The 19,763-nt window shown below is 64.5% G+C and carries 16 protein-coding genes; 11 read left to right on the forward strand and 5 right to left on the reverse strand.

All coding sequences use genetic code 11. From position 1 onward, the window contains the following. Positions 1-18: 18 nt before the first annotated feature. From RW095_RS26455 to RW095_RS26470, 4 genes are read right to left on the reverse strand one after another with little or no spacing between them, the layout of a single operon-like run. Positions 19-1,104 (reverse strand): DUF1839 family protein, encoded by a 1,086-nt coding sequence (locus RW095_RS26455; protein ID WP_317021787.1) that lies wholly within the window; start codon positions 1,102-1,104, stop codon positions 19-21. Then, complete coding sequence (locus RW095_RS26460) at positions 1,101-2,165, reverse strand: amino acid--[acyl-carrier-protein] ligase (protein WP_317021788.1); 1,065 nt, start codon at positions 2,163-2,165, stop codon at positions 1,101-1,103. Before RW095_RS26460 ends, RW095_RS26455 begins: the two co-directional genes overlap by 4 nt. Then, the gene (locus tag RW095_RS26465; protein ID WP_317021789.1) at positions 2,162-3,421 is read right to left on the reverse strand and encodes an acyl-CoA dehydrogenase family protein; all 1,260 of its coding nucleotides are present in this window, start codon (positions 3,419-3,421) and stop codon (positions 2,162-2,164) included. The genes RW095_RS26460 and RW095_RS26465 overlap by 4 nt, the downstream gene beginning before the upstream one ends. Then, a complete protein-coding gene (locus RW095_RS26470) occupies positions 3,418-3,666 on the reverse strand; it encodes an acyl carrier protein (RefSeq protein ID WP_128594893.1) in 249 nt (82 codons plus the stop codon). The genes RW095_RS26465 and RW095_RS26470 overlap by 4 nt, the downstream gene beginning before the upstream one ends. 273 nt (positions 3,667-3,939) lie before the next feature. Here RW095_RS26470 and RW095_RS26475 point away from each other — a divergent pair, with 273 nt between their 5' ends. The 6 genes from RW095_RS26475 to RW095_RS26500 are packed head-to-tail and all read left to right on the forward strand — an operon-like array spanning position 3,940 to position 12,025. Next, positions 3,940-4,473, forward strand: a complete 534-nt coding sequence (locus RW095_RS26475; RefSeq protein WP_317021790.1) for a GNAT family N-acetyltransferase — start codon at positions 3,940-3,942, stop codon at positions 4,471-4,473. Next, the gene (locus tag RW095_RS26480; RefSeq protein WP_317021791.1) at positions 4,473-6,011 is read left to right on the forward strand and encodes an O-antigen ligase family protein; all 1,539 of its coding nucleotides are present in this window, start codon (positions 4,473-4,475) and stop codon (positions 6,009-6,011) included. The genes RW095_RS26475 and RW095_RS26480 overlap by 1 nt, the downstream gene beginning before the upstream one ends. 24 nt (positions 6,012-6,035) lie before the next feature. After that, on the forward strand, positions 6,036-7,214 hold the full coding sequence (locus tag RW095_RS26485) for a glycosyltransferase family 4 protein (RefSeq protein ID WP_317021792.1): 1,179 nt from the start codon (positions 6,036-6,038) through the stop codon (positions 7,212-7,214). Then, the gene (locus tag RW095_RS26490) at positions 7,211-8,368 is read left to right on the forward strand and encodes a glycosyltransferase family 4 protein (RefSeq protein ID WP_317021793.1); all 1,158 of its coding nucleotides are present in this window, start codon (positions 7,211-7,213) and stop codon (positions 8,366-8,368) included. Before RW095_RS26485 ends, RW095_RS26490 begins: the two co-directional genes overlap by 4 nt. 13 nt (positions 8,369-8,381) lie before the next feature. Next, positions 8,382-10,874, forward strand: coding sequence for an NHL repeat-containing protein (locus RW095_RS26495; RefSeq protein WP_317021794.1), 2,493 nt, complete (start codon positions 8,382-8,384; stop codon positions 10,872-10,874). After that, positions 10,871-12,025, forward strand: coding sequence for a glycosyltransferase family 4 protein (locus RW095_RS26500; RefSeq protein ID WP_317021795.1), 1,155 nt, complete (start codon positions 10,871-10,873; stop codon positions 12,023-12,025). Before RW095_RS26495 ends, RW095_RS26500 begins: the two co-directional genes overlap by 4 nt. A 116-nt stretch (positions 12,026-12,141) precedes the next feature. Here RW095_RS26500 and RW095_RS26505 read toward each other — a convergent pair whose 3' ends face one another. Continuing rightward, entirely contained in the window at positions 12,142-13,599 is a 1,458-nt protein-coding gene (locus RW095_RS26505; RefSeq protein ID WP_317021796.1) for an oligosaccharide flippase family protein, read from the reverse strand. Positions 13,600-13,831: 232 nt separating this feature from the next. Between RW095_RS26505 and RW095_RS26510 the strand changes: the two genes are divergently transcribed. The 5 genes from RW095_RS26510 to RW095_RS26530 all read left to right on the forward strand — a co-directional run bounded on the left by RW095_RS26510 (position 13,832) and on the right by RW095_RS26530 (position 19,539). After that, complete coding sequence (locus RW095_RS26510) at positions 13,832-14,797, forward strand: glycosyltransferase family 2 protein (RefSeq protein ID WP_317021797.1); 966 nt, start codon at positions 13,832-13,834, stop codon at positions 14,795-14,797. Positions 14,798-14,962: 165 nt separating this feature from the next. Further along, positions 14,963-16,912, forward strand: coding sequence for an alpha/beta fold hydrolase (locus tag RW095_RS26515; RefSeq protein ID WP_317021798.1), 1,950 nt, complete (start codon positions 14,963-14,965; stop codon positions 16,910-16,912). Between the two features lie 134 nt (positions 16,913-17,046). Beyond that, the gene (locus RW095_RS26520; protein ID WP_317021799.1) at positions 17,047-17,916 is read left to right on the forward strand and encodes a class I SAM-dependent methyltransferase; all 870 of its coding nucleotides are present in this window, start codon (positions 17,047-17,049) and stop codon (positions 17,914-17,916) included. Continuing rightward, on the forward strand, positions 17,891-18,502 hold the full coding sequence (locus RW095_RS26525) for a flavin reductase family protein (RefSeq protein ID WP_317021800.1): 612 nt from the start codon (positions 17,891-17,893) through the stop codon (positions 18,500-18,502). Before RW095_RS26520 ends, RW095_RS26525 begins: the two co-directional genes overlap by 26 nt. A 296-nt stretch (positions 18,503-18,798) precedes the next feature. After that, a complete protein-coding gene (locus tag RW095_RS26530; RefSeq protein WP_317021801.1) occupies positions 18,799-19,539 on the forward strand; it encodes a FadR/GntR family transcriptional regulator in 741 nt (246 codons plus the stop codon). Positions 19,540-19,763: the final 224 nt, after the last annotated feature.

Consider the following 19,763-nt stretch of genomic DNA (forward strand, 5'->3'; position numbering starts at 1 on the left):
GGGCTCGGGGCGCATGCGTCACAACACGAGAGCGGCGAGCGGCGGCAGTGTCTGTTCGTAAGCGCTTTCCAGCACGTCGAAGCAGTCGTCGCACGTGTCGCGGCGTCCGCGTGCGATCGCGCGCACGAGCCGGAACTGCATGACCATCGACTCCGACGCGATACGCTGCGCGGCGGCGGGAATCGTCGCGGGAATCTCGAAGCCTTGCGCGGAGAGCCACAGCAAATACTTGGAGAGAAACTCGAAGTTCGCGCCGAGCTGCCGCATCAGATTGAATGAGTACGGGTGAAAGAACGCCTCACCGCGCGCGAGCAGCGTATCGAGGTGGCCCGGGAATGCGGCACGCCATTCGGAGATCGGATTCGTCAAAGGCCGCCGGCCCAGATGCGCGCACAACAGTTCCGCCGACGCTTCCGCGAGTGCCGTGCCTTCCAGCGCGGGCCGCGCCTGCTTCGCGAATTCGACGTAGGGAAACAGCAGGTCGGGCTGCTGTGCGAATTGCGGCAGCTTGCGGAATACGCCGTCGTAGTCCTCGCCATCCAGCATGTGATAGCCGGTGTTGTGGAAATAGCCGAGGCGGCGCGCGTCCGGGTCGATGAAGTCGATGCCCACCGTGGTCTTCGGATGCTCGCGACGATACGACGTGGCGCGCGTGTTCGGCAGATAAAAGCCGTCTACTTCGACGAGCACGGTGTGGCCGCGCAGAGTCTGCGCGAGCACGCGTGCTTCGAGAGAGTCGTAGATCGCGAGCTCCTGGACCTGCGTGCCGTAGAGCCGCTCCAGGTCTTCAAGAGGGAACTTGAAGAACGTGAACTGATCGCCTTCGAAGTCCTGCGTGACCGTGAAGCCAAACGCGGCGCGCGGATCGAGACCGAAGCCGTGCAGCAATTCGATCCACAGGTCCACATAGCAATTGGTTTCCTGCCAGACGCGCTCGCCCTGATGCAATGCATGCGGCTCGTGCTGACGCGGGCGCGCTTCTCGCGCGCGAGATGCCGCGGCTTGCGATGAAACGTGCTCAGCGTTAGCAGACAATGCGCGTCGCCGAGGCAACTGGAATGTGGAGAACGTGTTTCCCGGCAAGCGCCTCTGCGATGGATTCATGCGCCGTCTCCGGTGCCCGGTGCAGCAGCCAACGCCTGCATCTGTGCCATGCCCTGCGCGACGCGCGTTGCAGTATCGCCCCATAGCAATGCGCGAACGTCGTCGGGCCACGCTTTCACGTCCAGTCCGTGATGACGGAACAGCGCGAGCGTGATGCGCTCCATGCCGAAGCCGACGCAGCCGGTATGCGCGAGCGTGCCGTCTTCGCAGGCGATCTTCCAGATCTTGCCGAAGTGGTCCATGTGATAGTTGAACGACAGGCACGCGGTTTTGCTGTCGGGGTTCGCAACGGGAATCAGCAGTTCGAACTTGAGCGCCTGGGCGCGCTGACTATCGGCGACGATTTTCCCGCCGCGCCCGAAAAACGGGTCGTTGGCGAGGTCCACTTCAACAGACAATTGCAGCAGCGAGACGAGCAGCGAGCCGCGTTCGATCCACATCTGGCGGAACGCCATTACCTCGTGCGCGTTCCCGAGCCGCACATATTCGCGCTGACGAAACATCTGCATGCGCCCGGGATCGAGAGACGGCTCGTGGCGGAAGCAATACGAGAGCACGTCGATGGTGCGCCCGCCGGCAGGCAGCGGGCCGCGCCGCGCCAGTACCGGATAGACCGGATAACAGGCGGCCGGTGTCAGCACGACGCGCGTGGGCTTTTGCTGAGCCATCCATTCGTCGCTGCGATCGTCGTCGCTTGCGATCATCGCTTGGTCCAGCGCTTGCAACAGGCGCCGGTGGCCCATGTCGTTGCCGCAAAACGAGTGAATGGTGCCGGCGAGGTCGGGGAAATTCTTCAGATATTCGCTGTCCTCGAAGTCTGTCCGGCGCATGGCCGGCGGAAAGCGCAATACTTCGGCATCCTGATCGGCTCCGAGGTGCGTGATAGCGGCGTTCAGCCGATCGACGACGTCCTCGAAAACCTGGCTGCGGCCATACAGTCCATTTTCGCCGGTGTCTATCAACAGGCCCGCGGCCAGCAACTCGTCGCGAAAGCTCGGCGCAATGTGTTCGTCGCCATTCGCGGCGGTGGCGAGAGCAGCGGTATCGGTCATCGTATTCATAAGACTCTCCCCGACGCGGCAGGACGCTGCGCGAGCAGCAGGCTCGCGGTGTTCTGCGCGATGCGGTCGTTATTGATCATGAGCGGCGCCGAGTAGAGGTCGCGCAAATGGCGTCCCACGCTGTACGGCGTGCCGTTCTTGTATCCGGCCATGCCGCAGATCATCAGCACTTCGTGCACGACATCCAGTGCGGTCGTGGAGATGCTGGTCTTCAGCGTGTTCATGTCGGACGCGAAGCCGAGCATCGCGGCGAGCGGCGCATCGGCCCGCGATTCATGAAGACGTGCGGCGTGCGCTGCACGCGCCGCGTCGAGCGCCACCGAAAGACGCGCCTGCATCATCTGCAGCAGACCGACAGCATGCGCGAGGCGCATGCCGGCCGGCGAAATCGCGCCGGGCTTCGAACGCGCCTGTGCTCTGTAGAAGGCCTTCGCGCGATTCACTGCATCGGCGGCCACACCCGTCCATACCGATGCCCACAGCGTGTGCGAAACCGGCAGCATGGTCTGGTCGGCGATCTCGGCGAAGGGCGTCGGCAGGATCTGCTCGGCAAGACCGCTGGCGACCAGCCTGAAGCCTTCGCTGCAGGTGCCGCGCATGCCCATCGAATCCCAGGCGCCGCGCTTTTCGAGCAGCGTTTCATCGCGTAACGCGACGATCAGCACCTGGTCCGCGGCAGCCGACTCGGCGGTGCGGCGCGCAGTGACCAGAATGGCGTCCGCATGCGCGCCATATGAAATCGTCGGGGCAAGCTTTTCGATCGAAAAGCGCTCGCCGTCGGCCTCGACCGCGCACGCGCTCGTGCGCATATTGCCGCCGATCGTTTCCTCAGACGTTGCCGATGCGAAAAGCCATTGTTGCTCGCAAAGTTGCGCGAGCAACTGCCGGTGCCATGGCGACTCGCTGCCGTGTTCGTTGATACACGCGACCTGGATCTGATGCATCGCATAGATCATCGCGGTGGAGGCGCAGCCTTGAGCAAGCGTTTCGCAGATCGCGCCGACGTCCGCGAGCGAGAGGCCCGCGCCGCCGTATGCCGCCGGCACCATCGCCGAGAGCAGGCGCTCGCGCTTGAGCGCCGCGAACGCTTCGGCGGGAAACCGCGCGTCGCTGTCGACGGCGTCGGCGAACTGCGCGGCTACCGCTGCACAGCGTTGCGCCGCCGCGCGCCAGGCGGGTTCGGGCTCGATCGCCGCCAGTGCCGCGGGCGCGGTCGCAGCCGCCGAAGCAGCCGGATCCAGCAGCGGGGCGTTCATGCTGCTTTCGCCTGTTGCAACTCGGTGATCGCGGCCGCCATCGAATCGATGCTCGAGAACAGCCGGCGCGTGAGCATACGGTCGGGAATCTCAATGTCGAATTCATCCTCGATTGCGAGCATCAGATGCACGGTCGCGAGGGAGGAGAGGCCGGCGGCATAGAGATCGGCATCGTCCGCGAGGCTCTCCGGCGATACGTCGAGGCGAGCGGATTCGGAAAGGATGCGTCGCAATGCGGTTTTCATGGTGGTGTACCCCTCAGTTGTGCAGCGGTCTCTTCGCGTTCGCCGACGTGGACGAATGCATGTGGACGATTTTTATTCGCGACGTGATGCGCGATCCGGTGCCTCGTATTTAAGAATCGCCAACGCACAGCGTCAGTGCGATGCCGCACGGAAACGCGTGTATCTGGGCCTTAACGTGTAGCCATCAGACGGGCCGGCGTGTCGAACGAGGCCCACGCGGGCGGCGTGCGGCGCCGGTCCCGTTGAACATAAAAGATTCCGCTGGGGAACGTGATGAACTGGAAAACGCTGGAATTCGAGCAGCTTTCGGCACGCGAGCTGTACCTGATCCTGCGGGCGCGCAGCGCGGTGTTCGTCGTCGAACAATCGCATGTCTACCTCGACGCCGATGGCCGCGACGAGGGCTCGCTGCATGTGTTCGCCGTGGAGGACATGGGGCGGCCCATGCCGATTCTCGCCTACGCTCGCGTGCGGCCCGGCGATGCTGAAGACCCCGAGATCACGATCGACAAGGTATTGACGAGCCCGCTGCGGCGCGGCGACGGTACCGCCGAAATGCTGGTGGAGCGCGTGTTGCAGGCCATTGCGGAGCGTTGGCCGGGGCACGCCGCGCGTGTGTGCGCGCCCCTCGGTTTGCGCGAGTTCTACGAGCAGTTCGGCTTTCGCAAGACGGAAGGCCCATATCTCGAACATGGCGTGCCTTTCATCGGTCTCACGCGGCAGATGCGCGGCTCGCAGCCGCTCGCTGCCTTCCGGCGGCGCGAGCGCGACCGTGCGGCGCTCGTCAACACGTTCGAGATGCTGTGATGGAGCCGGTGCTGATCACGCCGTCGAGCGCGCGGCTCGCGCTGCGCACGTCGGCTGACGGCAGGCACGGCGCAACGACAAGGAGCGAAGCAGGAGCGGCCAGAGCCGCTCGCGTTCGCCGTGCGTCGAGAACGCTGCGTCACCCGCTGCGTTGGCCGTTGCTGCTGTTCGGCGCGACGCTGGGCCTCATCCTGCTGCATCAGGGCAGAGTGGTCGAGCTGTTCTTTCCAGCCGGCGCCTTTGGCGTCGCGCTGTTGCTGTACCGGCGCTCGCCCGCGCATTACCTCGGCTTCGTCTGCTGGCTTTTCTTTCTCACGCCGGAGGTGAGGCGTCTCGCGGACTTCGTGAACGGAGCGTTCAATCAACAAAGCCCGATCATGGTCGCACCGTTGCTGGCGGTCGCACTCATGGGGTTCACGCTCGTCAAGCACGTCTCCGCGTTCGGCCAGCGCCGGGCCGCACCGCTTCTGCTGATCGTGATCGCACTTCTCTACGCGTATGTAGTGGGGTTTGCGCAAGCCGGTCCTGCTGCCGCAACCTTTACGCTGATCAACTGGCTCTATCCAGTGATGGTCGCGTTTTATATGACCGTGACGTGGCGCCATTATCCGCACTACCACCGGGTCCTGCTGAAGACGTTCATTTACGGCGGACTCCTGATGAGTCTCTACGGCCTGCTCGAATTCGTTTCGCCCATGCCGTGGGATGCCTTCTGGCTGATCGCCTCGAAGATGGAATCCGAGGGGCAGCCGGTGCCGTTCGGCATGCGCATCAGCAGCACGATGAATTCTTGCGGCCCATTCGCGGTCACGCTAATGACGATCTTGCTGATGTCGCTCGCGGCGCGAGGCAAAGCGCGCATTGTGCTCGGCTGTGTCGGCATTCCCGCGCTGCTGCTCACCAGCGCGCGCAGTACGTGGGGCGGCTTTGCAATCGCGCTCGTCTATTCATTTGCCATGCTCGACGGCAGGAGCCGGATGCGTTTGCTCGCCGGCGTATTCGGCCTTGCCGTGATGGCCGCGCCGCTGATGATGATCGACCAGGTGGCCGAGCCCGTGATGCGGCGCTTCAGCACCATACAGGACATCGGCGAGGACAACAGCTACCAGGCGCGTGCGGAGTTCTACAAGACGTTCCTCTCGTCGGCGCTCACCGATATCGCGGGCCAGGGCCTCGGCACGACGGGTCAGGGCACCAAGCTGTCCGACGACAAATCCGCGTCCGCGATAGCCGACTTCGACAGCGGCCTGATGGAAGTGCCCTTCGTGATGGGCTGGCCAGGCACGCTGCTCTACGCGACAGGCGTGCTCATGTTGCTGTGGCGCGCGTACCGCGCGAGCCGATCGCATCCAACCGATCTTCTCGCTATCTCCGGCGTGGGTGTGGCCGTCGCCATTTTCTCGATGATGGTTTTCATCAATACGCTCACCTCCGTATCCGGGATGTTTTTCTTTCTCGGCGTGACCTTGCCGGTGATTTCCTCGCGCTATGCGCGAGCGCGGCACGCCACGAGTGGCGCGGCGCTTTCGCGGACCTGATGCATACAGATGAAGGACAACAGGATGCGAATTCTCATCGTTACCCATGTCGTGCGCAAGAACGATGGGCAAGGACGGGTGAACTACGAGATCGTACAGGCGGCGCTCGCCGCCGGGCATACGGTGACGCTGCTTGCCGCGGAAGCGGCCGCGGAACTGGTCGCGCATCCGCGCGTGCGTTTCGCGCGCGTTGCGACGAGCCGCCTGCCGACCCGGCTGGTTCAGTATCAGATGTTCGCTTTGCGCTGCGGTGCGTGGGTTCGCGCTCACCGCAATGAGTTCGACGTGGTTCATGTCAACGGCTTCATTGCATGGGCTCGATCCGACGTCAACGCGGCGCACTTCGTGCACGACGGCTGGTATCGCTGCGGCTTCTATCCGTTTCGTCTGCAGCACAGCTTCTATCACGCGTATCAGGTTATCTACACGTGGCTGAACATTGCGTGCGAGAAATGGGCGTTTCGCCATACCGAGGTCATCGTGCCGGTTTCGCAGAAAGTGGCGGCCGAGGTGCGGGCGTTGGGTGCCGGCGCGGCACGCATGCAGGTGATCCATAACGGCGTGGATGTCGACGAGTTCAGGCCCGGCGCGTGCGAACGCGCGCGTTTCGGCTTGCCGCAAGTGCCGTTCATGCTGCTGTTCGCGGGCGATCTGCGCATGTCGCGCAAGAACCTCGACACTGTGCTGCACGCGCTCGTCCATACGTCCGCCGACGTGCATCTCGCGGTCGCGGGCATTCTGCACAACAGCCCGTATCCGGCGCTGGTCGAATCGCTCGGACTAAGCGCGCGCGTGCACTTCACCGACATGGTGATGGACATGCCCGCGTTGATGCGTTCGGTCGATGCGTTCGTGTTTCCTTCGCGCTACGAACCAATGGGGCTGGTATTGCTGGAGGCGCTGTCCGCGGGATTGCCGGTAATCACGGTGCGCACCGCCGGAGGCGCCGAAGTGATCGCGCCGGGCAGCGGCGTGGTGCTCGACGATCCTAACGACGCTGCGGCGCTCGGCGCCGCGATCATGCGTGTCGCGAGCGATACGGACTACGCGCGAAGCCTCGGCACGCGAGCGAGAGAGGTGGCGCAAAACCTGAGCTGGCAGGCCATGGCAGAGCGCTATCTGACCGTCTACGAGCAGGTGCATGCACGCCGCGCGGCACAATCGTTGCCGCCCGCATGCGCAAGCGAGCCGGTGAAACTATGAGCGCGGCTCCAATCGATTCGCTGCAAATCGGCATGCACTGGTTCAACGAACGGCCAGGCGGCCTTGATCGCATGTTTCAGGCGCTGGTGGATACGCTTCCCGCGCAAGGCGTGAACGTGCGCGGCATGGTGGCGGGCAGTGCAGATGTGGTCAAGGCTTCCGGTGGCCGTGTGCAATCGTTCGCGGGCGCGCAGGCGCAACTGGGCGCGCGGTTGCTGGCCTCGCGCAGGCATTCGCGTGTGTTGCGGGCCGCGCGCATGCCCGACATCGTCGCGACGCATTTCGCGCTTTATGCGGCGCCGACGGCAGGCGTGTTTCGCAGCGTGCCGAAGGTCGTGCATTTTCATGGGCCGTGGGCGGCGGAATCGTATCCGGGCGGCGGAGGTGGGTTATCGCGCGCGTTGCGTGTCGCGCTCGAACGCTTCGTGTATCGCGGCGCGACACGTCATATCGTGCTGTCGCGGGCATTCGGCCGTCTGCTTCATGAGACCTATGGCGTGAGTGAGGACAGCATCCGCATCGTGCCAGGATGCGTCGACGTCGCGCACTTCGACACTGGCTTGACGAGGTTCGAAGCACGCCGGCAACTCGGCCTGGCAGCGGACCGGCCGCTGATTTTCTGCATGCGCCGTCTCGTGTCGCGCATGGGGCTCGAAGATCTGATCGACGCGATGGCGATCGTGAAGGCGCTGCTGCCCGACGTGTTGCTGACGATTGCGGGCAAGGGCCCGCTCGCTGCGCAGTTGCAGGCTCGCATCGCCGCGCGCGGCCTCGAGGGCAACGTGACGCTTGCCGGCTTCGTGCCCGACGAGACCGTGCCGCTGTGGTATCGTGCGGCCGACCTCTCGGTCGTGCCGACCGTATCGCTAGAAGGCTTCGGCCTTACGACGATCGAATCGCTTGCTGCCGGCACGCCGGTTCTGGTCACGCCGGTAGGCGGCTTGCCTGAAGCCGTGGCGCCGTTGTCGCAGGGTCTGGTGCTGCCGTCTGGCGGTTTCAGGGCAATCGGCGAAGGCATGGCCGATGCGTTGCTCGGCCGCCTCAAGTTGCCGGACGAACACGCGTGCCGCACGTATGCGCGTGAGAACTTCGACAGGCCGGTGGTGGCCGCACAGGTCGCGCGAATCTATCGCGAAGCGATCGACGTGTTCTGACGCGCCGGTAATCATGCGACGCATCACACGCAAAACATTCGAGCGGCTAGTGTGCGCGGGCGCTCTCGCGCTGCCGCTCGTCGTGCTCCTCGCGGCGGGCGAATCGGAGCACAGCGCGGGCGTTCGTCGTCTGCCGGGCGGTGGGGTCTCTACGGGCCAGCTGGAAGCTCCGGCCGCGGCTGCAAAGATGTTGCAGGTGGCCGAAGCGACCGAAGCGACCGAAGCGACCCACGCGGCGGCCAGCAATTCCGCAGCCGACGCACAAGCGGCCAGTGCATATGCTTCGTCATCCTATAGAACGTCATGGATCGGCAATACATGGGGCTACGGGGACGAGCGCTGGATGCAGATCGACATACAGGCGATCGCCGTCACGCCGCAAGGCGACGTGTTCACTAATGCACCTTGGGACGAGGGCGGTGGCGAACTCGGTCAGTACCGCAATGGCGAACTGCTCCGTCACGGCGGCGAAACGCATGGCTGGGGAATGATGGGGGGCGACGCGATTGCCGCGAACGACGAGTACGTGTTCGTCGCGCAAACCATGGTCAGCCTCGGCAACGAAACCGCAAAGCACAGACCGTCGCCACGCGAGGGGGAAGTGTGGACCGGTATCTCGCGCCGCAGCCGCGCGGACATTCGCGACGGCGTGCCGTTCGCCGGGCAGGTGAAGTTCCCGGTTGGCAGCCGGCTCGCGTTCCTGCTGATCGCCACTTATTCCGCAAAGGCCGACTATGCGATTCGTGGTTTGGCCGCGGACGACACGCGGCTCTTTGTGTCGAACGCGCTTGAAAATCGCGTGCAGGTGTTCGACGCGCAGACCATGCAGGCAGTCGGCGCATTCCCGGTGCGCGAGCCGGGCCGCCTCGCGCTCGCGCCCGATGGTTCGTTATGGATCTTGGAGAACAGCCGCACAGACGGCGCGCAACGCGTGGTGCACCATTCGCGCAATGGGGCAATCATCGGCGAATTGCCGTTGCCTGAAGGCGTCGTGCCGGTGGATCTGACCGTCGATGCAAGCGGGCGCCTGTTGGTCGCGGACAACGGCGTGCGCCAACAGATCCTGATCTATACCGGTGACGCCGGCGCGCTCGCGGGTGCGGCAGCGAGCGCGCGGACGAGCACGTCGGCGGGCAATATGCAACAAGGAACGGCCATGAAATTGACGGCCAGCTTCGGAGAGAAGGGCGGCATCTACGCTGGGCGCGCGGGCGCGCCGGGGCCCCGGCGCTTCAACGGTTTGACTGGCGTGGGCGTCGATCGCGCGGGCAACATTTATGTGTCGATGAACGGTGCGGGTCCGCGCCGCTTCGGCACCGGGCCGAGCACTTACGACGGCGCGCTGCTCGAAAGCTATACGCCCGATGGGCGACAGCGCTTCAGCTTGCAAGGGCTGCTGTTCGTCGACGGCGCGCAGTTCGTCGACGGCGATCCGCCGTCCGTGTATAGCGGCAGCAAACGCTTCACGCTCGATCTCACGCGCGCGCCGGGCCACGAGTGGTCGTATGCGGGCTATACCGCCGACCGTTTCCGCTACCCGTACGATCCATACTTTCATCCGTACCTCGGCGGCCAGCGAGGCATGCCGATGGTGCGCGACGTCGACGGACACCGGCTGCTGTACACCACCGACATGTATTCGTCGTATCTGCGCATCTATCGTTTCGCCGAAGATCGCGAGACGGCGATTCCTTCGGGACTGTTCGCGCAATCGCACATCGACGGACCCTGGCCGCGCAATCAGCCGGCGCACGGCGAGTGGATCTGGCGCGACGTGACGGGCGCGGGCGACTTCTCCCGTACCGCATTCGATCAGAGCAGCAACGGCGCCGATGCGCCCGCAATGCGAGGCTGGTGGGTGGATAGCCGCGGCGACGTCTGGCAGGGCACCGAGGCTGCCGGCATTCGCTGCTTTCCTCTGCAAGGATTCGACCGCGTCGGCAATCCCGTCTACCGTTACGCGGCGATGCGGCAATATCCGGCCCCTGCGCCGTTCTATCGCGTCGCACGGCTCAACTACTTTCCCGACGACGACACAATGTTCGTCTCCGGTTCGACGCGCGCGCGTCCATTTGTTCAGGACAACTGGAATAGTGCCGGTTCACAGCTTGCCCGCTACGACCACTGGAAGACGGGCAAGCCCGTGCTGCGCTACCTGATCGACCTGCCGGACCGCGGTCCGCCGGAATGGCTCTCGATCAACGGCTTTGCGGTGGCGGGCGACCACATCTTCGCCGTCGAAACCCGCAGCGCGGCCGTGCGGGTGTATGACCGCGCGAGCGGGCGCGAAGCCGGCCGTCTCACACCGGGTAAGGAGGTCGGCTCGGCGAGCGGTTGGGCCGACGTGCCGATGCCTGTCACCGCGCATCGTCTCGCGTCGGGCGAGTACCTCGTATTCGTCGAAGAAGACGCGCATGGCAAGGCATTGATGTACCGGTTCACGCCGTCAACCGCCGCGCTTGCGGCTGCTCATCGCAACTCCATCGACGTTGCAGGAAAACCATGAAAATCATCCATCTCGCCAATCATGCGCTGAATGTGGGCAACGGCATCGTCAATGTGATGGTCGATCTCGCGTGCATGCAGGCACGCGCCGGACACGACGTAACGGTGGCCTCGGGTGGCGGCGGATTCGAGGAACTGCTCGGGCGGCACGGTGTGCGTCATGTGCTATTGCCGCAATCGCCGCGGCCTTTGCGCGTGCCGGCGATGGTGGCGCGCTTCAACAGGGTGGTTTCGCAAATCGACCCCGACGTCGTGCATGCGCACATGATGACGGGCGCGCTGATCGCGCGCTTCGGTGTGCCTCGGCGACGCTTCGTGCTGGTCACAACGGTGCACAACGAATTTCAGAAGAGCGCGACGATGATGCGTGTGGGCGACCGCGTTGTCGCGGTCAGTGAAGCAGTGTCCGCCGCGATGGAGCGGCGTGGGATTCCGAAGTCGCGCTTGAGCGTCGTGCGCAACGGCGCGCTCGGCACGCCGCGGCTCGCCGACGCAATCGCGCCGCGCTTACCTGTACTCGCTCATCCGTGCATCGTGACGCTGGCCGGCATGTACGAACGCAAGGGCATACGCGACCTGTTGCACGCGTTTGCCGCGCTGCGCGAGCGCGTGCCCGGCGCAGTGCTGTATCTCGTGGGCGAAGGTCCCGACCGCAACGCGATGGAGCAACTGGCCTCGCAACTTGGCCTCGCGCGACATGCGCGTTTCGAAGGTTTTGTCGCCGATCCGCGGGCTTATCTCGCGCAAGCCGATGTGTTCGTGCTGGCCTCGCACAACGAACCGGCGGGCCTCGTGCTATGCGAGGCGCGCGAGCAGGGATGCGCGATCGTCGCGACGCGCGTGGGCGGCATTCCGGAGATGCTCGACGGGGGCGAGGCGGGTGTGCTCGTGCCGCCGCATGATCCGGTGACGCTGGCAACGGCGCTTGAGCGGCTTCTGACCGATCCGGCCGGGCGCGCCGGATTGGCCGCACGCGCGGTGCGGGATCTCGAGAAGTTCAGCGTGCAGCGCGTGAGCGACGGCTATCTGGCGATCTACGAACGCACGCTTGCGAGTTGCCAGCCGCGCCGCTTCGCCACCATTGCCACGCGAGGTATCGACGCAGCTCGTGCCGGCATGGTAGAAAGTGTGAGCCATTCGACGCCGCTGTAAGCGCGGCCTTGCGTTCACTGCGAGCGGTTTTCACTGTGTCCGCGTGACTTCAGCGGCACAATAGCCACGAATGATTCGTAGACCTCCACAATACGTCGTGAAGGTGTGACGAGACGTCAGCTTGCCGATAAAGTCAGTCTGGTCCAGAGCTTGTACACGAGGCCGCGCAATTCACTGGAGCCATGCAGCGACAGAGCCAGGTTCGCGCACACCAGTACGAGTGCGGCGGCAATCAGTGAGGGCGGCGCGCTGATCGACTCGGCGAGCGCGAGTGCCACCAGCAAGAAGGCGAGATGCACGAGCATATTGCGCACGATGGAGCCGACGTGCAGCCGGGCGAAGTGAAGCAGCATGGCGTAGTCGAACAGCGCCTTCGACACCACCACGACCGCCGCGCCCATGATGCCGAACCAGTGGATGCCGCACCACAGCGCGCCGGCGAACACGGGCAGTTGCGCCCAGCTGACGCCCGCGATAGCGGCGGGACTGGTCTGCGCCTGGATGAGTATGCCGAGAATGCCCGCCTGGCCGCCGAGCCATACGGCGAGTATCAGCACGCACGCGACGGGCGCCGCAGCGGCCACCGTCGGCCCTAGCCACACGACAAGGAAAGGCTTGAGCGCGAACATCGCAACGATCAGGCAAGGCGTGAACGCGCCGTTCAGCAATGCAAGCGCGCTATGCGCGATCGCGTCGGCATCCGCGCGCGACACGGCGGATAAACGCGGAAAAAGCGTGCGCACCATCGCAACAGGCAGCAGATTCAGACGCGTGATCAGGTTCTGCGGCGTCGCATAGTAAGTCACGAAGCTCGCGCCGAGCAGCGCGCCGACCAGCACGCGGTCGAGCGTCGACGCGATCATGCCCGCGCCGGAAAAGAGCAGCATCCAGCGGCCATAACGGAACAGTTCGGCCATCACGCGCCATTGCGGCATGCGCACGCGGCGAATGCCGATCGCACGAAACGCCGCGGCACCGAGCATCAAACCGGCGAAAAGCCGTGCGAGAACCGCGGCCGGAATGACCACGGCAAGCGAAGGCGAGAAGCAGAAGATCGCCGCGAGCGGCAACAACTGGAAGAGCGCGGTGCCGAGCGTCTGATTGACGTTGAAGCTCGCGAAGCGTTCCACTCCGTTGATCGCGCCCGCGAATACCCATGACACATTGGCAATGGGGACGGCCACCGCAATCCACGGCAAACTCGCCATCACCTCGCGCTGGAACTCCGGCTCGATCTTGACACCATGCGTGATGTAGATGACCGTGCCCGCATAGATGATGAGCCCACCCACGATGCCGGTGCCGAGGTTCATGAACCACGCGCTCCAGAAAATGCGTTCGAGGGAGTCGTCGTTGGCGGCGCGCGCTTTGGAGATCTGATTTTCGGTGGCGAGGCTCGTGCCGAGATCCAGCACGCTGAAATAGCCGATCAGCGTCCACACCAGATTGATGACGCCATAGCGTTCCACGCCCATCAGATGGATATAGGCGGGCACCGTGACGAGGGAGATGAACGTCGGAGCGATCGCTCCTGCAAAGTTGATGACGATGTTTCTGACGATACTTCTTTCCATGGTGCGCTGTCCGCGGGAATGTCGTGCAATGGTGCGGTCGGTGCGGGGCGTTGTCGGTGCGCGGCCGCACCCACGAGCGCGTTCCGCACGAGGGCGTCGGCTTGTCGCAGGCTTGGATACTGCGCTCGTGCGCCGCTTGCGTGTGTGGCTGGGCGTACAGATGGGCGCTCTGCATCGCGGTTAAATCAGCATCGACCGCATACGGCCGGTGAACGGGCATCGCGAGGACAGCGTGAAGGAATCGAAAGAATTAAACCCGCGGCTCATCTCGATCTGCATACCGACCTGCAATCGACCGGGTCTGCTCGAAGAAGCCATCGAAAGTTGCGAAGCGCAGACGTACGGCGAGTTCGAAATCGTCATCGGCGACGATTCGAGCGACGAGCGCACGGCGCAGATGGTCAAGCGTTGCCGTGCGCGCGCGACGCACCCGATCCGCTACGAACGCAACCGGCCCAGGCTTGGCCAGGCATCCAATGTGAACCGCCTCTTCGCTCGCGCGCGCGGCGCGCGGCTCGTGCTGCTGCATGACGACGATCTGCTCGAACCGCATGCGCTCAGTACGCTCGATGCCTGCTGGCGCGCACATCCGCAATTGACCGCCGCATTCGGCAAACAGCGCGTGATCGCCGACGACGGCACGCCACGGCCGGAGGCCACCGCGCGGCTCAATCGCGACTACCGGCGGGTGCCTGAGCGCGCGGGACGGCTCGCCGTGCCCGCGCTCGCCGGCATCGACCAGATGTTCCCGAACAACGGTTATCTGGTGGATACGCTGGCCGCTCGACGCATCGGTTATCGGCTCGCGGCGCAAGTCGGCGAAGCCTGCGATTTCGATTTCGGTTTGCGCCTGTGCGTGCAGGCGGCAGCCGTTTGCTTCGTCGACGAGTTTGTTTCCATCTCGCGCGAGACGGCCTTGTCCATCTCGACGCATGCGTTGCCCGCGATGCACGCGTTCGCGCAGTTGTGCTCGAGCGATGTGCCCGCTGCCGCACATGCCGCGCGCGACGATGCGCTGCGGCGCGTCGCACCGCGCGCCGCTTCCGCGTATGCGCGCGCCGGTGACGCGCGCGCCGCGTGGCGCGTGCTGCTGTCGAAGCATTACGCGTTGCGCGACCGGCTGCGCGCGCGTTTTCTGTACCACCTGCTGCTTGCCACGCGCTCGACGCTCGGCGGCCGCATGCCGCCGGGCAGTTGAGCCGGCGCCTGGCTCTACGACGCGTGTGCGGATGCGTGTTGCCCGGGGCATGTGGCAGAAGCGGTGTGACAGAAGCAATGCGGCAGCGGCAATGTGGCAGGGCGTACAGAGGCGAAGGGCGGGCTTTGCTGTAATGCCCGAAAGAAGACTTGTGAGGAGCGTAGCGTGAGGCCAGTAGTCTTCGATGGCCAGTTCGGCTGGTTGCATCCTGCAGCCGGGCCGCATGGCGTGGTGCTCTGCTACCCATTCGGCTACGACGCGCTTTGCACCTATCGCGGCATGCGCCGGCTCGCCGAGCGGCTCGCCATGCGCGGCGTCTCGGTGCTGCGCTTCGACTATCCAGGCACGGGCGACTCGGCGGGCGACGCAAGCGAGCCGGACCTCTGGCGGGCGTGGATCGACGGCATCAGGAAGGCCGTGGCGTTGCTGCGACAATCGGCGGGCATCGAACGCGTGAGCTTGTGCGGCCTGCGGCTTGGCGGCACGCTCGCCGCGCTCGCAGCTCAGGAACTGGGCGACGTCGACGGTCTCGTGCTGCTCTCGCCCGTGCTGTCCGGCAAAAACTATCAGCGTGAGTTGCGCGCCGGATATCGTCAATGGCTGTCGATGCCCGCGGCAATGGATTGCACGCCTGAGCCCGACACCGACGAGTTCGTCGAGGCGTACGGCTTTCGCCTCTATCGCGATACCATCGAAAGCCTGCGTGCGGTCGATCTGCGGCGCGATGCGCCGGCACCCGCGAGGCGCGTGCTGGTGCTCGATTCGCTGGACGCGACACGCGTCGATGCGCTGGTCAAGCACTATCGGGAACAGGGCGTCGAAGTCGAGCGCCAGGGCTTCGGCGAATACAGCAAGTTCATGATGGAGGCGCTCGACAGCGAGATCCCGCGCGCGGCGTTCGAGTCGATTGAAAACTGGCTGGCGGGAGACTCGACAGCCAGCACTGCAGAGGTGCCGAGCGGGAGTGCATACGCGGGCGATGTCGAAGGCCACATCGTCGAAGCGGATGTCACCGAAACGCCCGTATCGATCGAGGGCGGCAGACTGTTCGGCATCTATTGCGCGCCTCTTGCTCATCCAGCGACGGGCGGCGGCGCAAGCGCGCCCGCGGTGCTGATAGTCAACACCGGCGCAGTGTCGAGAATCGGCAACGCGCGGCTCGGCGTGCGTTTTGCGCGGCGTCTCGCGCGGCAAGGTATTGCCTCGCTTCGCGTCGATCTCGGCGGACTCGGCGACAGTCAGCCTTCGCTCGATGCAGTAACGCTCGATGCGCTCTACGCGCAGGACGGCGCCGACGACGCCGCCTGCGCCGCACGCTGGCTCACGGCGCGTGGCCACGGCGGTGCGGTGCTGCTTGGCATCTGCGCGGGCGCCTACGTCGGTCTCCATGCCGCGTCGCGCGAGCCGGCGGTGACGGGCGCGATGCTCGTCAATCTGCAGAAATTCACATGGCGCAACATCTGCGATGAAAACGGTAAGCCGACCGTGCGGGTCGCGGCGATCGGTTCGACGCGCAGCTATCTGCGCTCGATGTGCGAGCCGCGCAAATGGCTTCGCGTCGTCAAAGGGCAGACGGGCGGCTGGCCCGTTGCGCGCGAACTGGCTACCCGTTTTGCGTCGCTTCTACGAGCGACGCTTGCTGATCGGATCGAGCGAATCACCGGACTGGAGCTTGGCGCGAGCGAGGAGCGTCGGCCATTTGCGGCGCTCGAAGCGCGTGGCGTCGAGACGCGCCTTCTTTATGGCGTGCTCGACGAAGGTGTCGAAGAGCTTAAAAAATACTTCGGAGTGCGTGGCATCAGATTGCAGCGTCTGAACCGCGTTCGCGTGGTTTTTTGCGAGCACACCGACCACGCGATTCTGTCCGCGAGCGCGCAGGAAAACGTGATGTCGCATTTCGAGGACTTCTATCGCAGCCGGTTCGGCGAAAAGCTCAGCGCCGCCGAAGTCAAAGCCAAAACGAAAGCCGAAGCCGAAGCCGAAGCCGAAGCCGAAGCCGAAGCGGAAGCCGAAGCCGGCGACTCTGTTGCGGCGCATTGCAACGGGTCCCGTACGCGCGCGGCGCAATGGCTTGTCAAGCATGCGCGTGCATTTCGCCTAAGCGGAGAAGCGTGATGAAACTCGTGGGACAGCGTGCCACGCGTCGCGGCGTTGACGTCGCGCTGTCCCGATCGGCTCGCCAGTGCGCCGTCTGGCTAGCCGACATTGATTACTTTTTGCGGCGCACTCCGATACGCTGGAGGAGTGCCGTGAATACACAATCCGACCTGGACCGCATCAATCGCGTGGCGTGGAATTCGCGCGACGCAGCGCGCGTTTTCGCCGCCGGCAAGACCTTCTCCGACGCCGGCGAGGAGACCGCGTTCCAGTGGCTCGCGCCGCGCTGCGCGGCGACGCCATTGCTCGACATCGGCATCGGCACGGGGCGCACCATTGCGCTGATGCTCGCCATCTCGAACGACTATACCGGCGTCGACTACACGCCAAAGCTGCTCGACATGGCGAGGTCGCGCTATCCCGGCCGCGACTTGCGGCATATGGATGCGCGCGACATGTCGGAGCTGCCGTCCAATCATTACGGGCTAGCTGCGTTTAGCTGGAACGGTATCGACTGCGTGGACTACGACGGTCGCGTGAAGATCCTCGAAGAAATGTATCGCGTAGTGCGGCCGGGGGGCTATGTGCTGTTCTCGTCGCACAATCGCGGCGGCCCCGGTTATCGCGAGAACATCTGGCAACTGCTGCCGCAGTTCACCTTCAATCCGCTCAGGCTCGGCTGGCGCTCGCTGCGCGCAATGCGCCGCTTCCAGCTCGGCACGCTGAACTATGTACGTAACGTCAAGCTGAATCGCGACTACGGCGGTTACTCGGTCAAGACAGCGGCGGCTCACAACTTTGGCATCGTGATCGTCTACACGACGCTTCCCGAACAGCGCCGGCAACTCGCGCAGGTCGGCTTGCAATGCGATGCGGTGTTCGGCAGTTGCGATGGCAGGCGGATTGCCGACGACGTAGAGGACAGCGACGCCTGGTGGTTTCACTTCATCGCGCACAAGCCGCTTGCGGCGTATCGCTTCGGTCAGGAGAGCGGCCATGCAAGCCCACGCACTTCGACTTGATGAGCCGCGCGCAGCAGACGCGGACTTCGACGAGCGGCGCTTTCGGCATGCGCTCGGGCGCTTCGCGACCGGCGTCGTCGTGATCTCGACCGGCAGCGGCGAACGCCTGCACGCGATGACTGCGAACGCCTTCATGTCAGGTTCGCTCAGGCCGCCGCTGATCGTCGTGTCGGTCGGACAGCACGCGCGCATGCACGAGCGCCTGATGGCCTGCGCGGTGTTCGGCGTGAGCGTGTTGTCGGACGCCCAGGAGGCGCACAGCCGCCACTTCGCGGGCGAGCCGCAGAGCCGGCTTGCGCCGCGCTTCGCCGGCGTCGACGGGCTTGCTGACGTGGTGCTGCTCGAACATGCGGCGGCCCGCTTTGCTGCGCGTGTAGTGGACCGGCATCCGTGCGGCGACCACACGTTGTTCGTCGGCGAGGTGTTGGTGTTTTCGCTCGACGAGCACGCACCGCTCATTTTCTTCGGCGGACGCTATGGGTCGGTGGCCGGTTCGCAGATCGCGACACCGGCACACGCATTGCCCCCATCCGCGCACTGCGAACAGGGCGAACCGGGTCCATCGTTTGCGAGGAGCCATGAGTGATTTCAGGCCGTTTGGGTTCAGACAATTTGTCTCACAACGTGCGTCGTCGCACCATGCAAAGTCAAGGCCGCAGGCATGCTTGAAACGCAAGCTTGTGGCCCTTTGGCACGTAGCGCGTTACATGGAAGAAACAATTCTTCAGAGGGATAACCCTGTCAGGAAGTGTCCCAACTGGCGTAACCGTTGTGAAGCTAGCAACGTAGCGTGGATGAACACCACGTGACGATAAAACACACAAAGAACGGCGGTTTATCAACAGGCTACGCGGGGGCAAACACCGCTTCGGGGAGAGGGTCATGGAACAGGGAAACAAAGATCGATCATTGGTCAGCAAGGTGATGGACGGGCTCGTCACGGGCATCGTCGAGGAGAAGTACGGCGCGATACTGCCGCCTCAGGACGTGCTGTCGAAAGAGTTCGACGTGAGCCGCACCGTCATGCGCGAGGCGCTGTCGATGCTGCTCGCGCGCGACATGCTCGATGTGCGTCCGAAGATCGGCACGCGCATCCGGCCGATGAGCGACTGGCGCATGATCGACGAAGACGTCGTGAACTGGCGTTTTCGCGCGAAGCCCGATCCGCTATTCCTGCGCGACGTGATCGAGTTTCGCATTCTGATCGAGCCGCGCGCCTCGGCGCAGGCGGCGGCGCGCGGCAGCGCGGCCGACATCGCCGCGGTGCGCGATGCGTTCGAGGCGTTTCGCGTGATCCGTCCCGCCGAACCGGGCTATCAGGAAGCCGACGAACTGTTCCATACGCGCATCGTCGTCGCGAGCGGCAATCAGTTTTTCAAGCAGATGGCGGCGATCATTCGCGGGGCGCTGTCGTCCGGCAATCGGATCGTCAACGAGAAGGAAGGGATGTGGGAGACGGCGATTAACTCACACCGGCGCGTGGTCGAAGCGATAGAGCGGCGTGACCCGAAAGAAGCCGAGCTCGCGTCGATGGCGATGATCGACTTCACGACCAAAGAGATCGCCGGCACCTTTGCCGTAGCGCCGCCGGTTCCGCCCGCGCATGGCGGAAACGCCGGATAACGCCGAGCCAACGTATGGCTTCTGGCGCTGCTGCGCGCGTTGCCGCAGCGGCGCGCCAATTTGCTGATCGTTGTTGGCCTGCAGTCCCACCGACGTGATGCGTTCCCCATGACGACACACCTGCCGGCGGCATGCGCGACAATAGCGCCTTGCTCTTAACCGCAGGGACGCCAGGTGATCGTGACAAACGCTGTGATCAACGCGGGCACAGATGCCCCGACAAA

Origin of the sequence: Paraburkholderia kirstenboschensis, assembly GCF_032806925.1 — a bacterium.
GTDB lineage: Bacteria > Pseudomonadota > Gammaproteobacteria > Burkholderiales > Burkholderiaceae > Paraburkholderia > Paraburkholderia kirstenboschensis.